Here is a 763-nt window from a genome sequence, read left to right on the forward strand (position 1 = left end):
AACGGTGTCGATACTGCTTTGCACCCGGTTGTCGCCTGCGTCGCCATAGGTAACACCGGAGTAAAGCAAATCGTAGCGCGCCTTCGGCTCCTCGAAGACCAGCCGCTCCAGCGCCGCATCAAGCGCCATGGAGGCAAGCGCAGCGGATAAGAAGGCGCCCCGCAGCGCTGGCTCCCGGTGCTGTGGGCGGGTGGCGGCGCGCTCGGCGAAAAACCGGAACGACGCTATGGCCCTGTTGAACGCGGGGTATGGCGCCAAGCTCACCACCGCGGATTTGGCCGCGGCGATCTGCTTGAGCCAGTCGCCATCTTGCTTGTGACCTGCGTAGGACTGGATGCTAGACGACAGCTCTTCGAGGCTTAGACGTTCCCTCAAAATTTCGTCGCCACCTGACCAGTGGCGAAGGTAGGCGGCCGTCAGCAATGCGACTTTCTGCTGATGCGCGAAGCGCGTCACCTTCGCATTGGTGTCAGTCGTGGCGACCACCGCCCGGTCACAGTTCAAGGCCAACTGCATACCGCGCGCCCACATTATACGCTCGAACGCCTTCGGTGACTTCTTGTCCTTGACGTCGACAAGCGCCCTTGTTCGCACGCCACCGCCCTGTCGGCCGTACAGCCAGACGTCGACATCCGTGACTTCCTCCTCCTCGAACTGGATCGATACGCTACGGATGGCGACGAAGCCCTGCCGCGCGAAATACGCCCGCGCTAATTCTTCAAGACCTGCACCCTTGGCCAAAGCCATCAACCTCCACTCCTCA

At 61.7% G+C, this 763-nt stretch carries 1 protein-coding gene; it reads right to left on the minus strand.

Annotated features, from left to right (window positions below):
- Positions 1-747: restriction endonuclease (locus tag A3736_RS05445; RefSeq protein ID WP_156501989.1), on the minus strand; the 747-nt coding region annotated here is incomplete at its 3' end.
- Positions 748-763: the final 16 nt, after the last annotated feature.

The sequence above is a fragment of the Erythrobacter sp. HI0063 genome (assembly GCF_001635685.1).
GTDB lineage: Bacteria > Pseudomonadota > Alphaproteobacteria > Sphingomonadales > Sphingomonadaceae > Qipengyuania.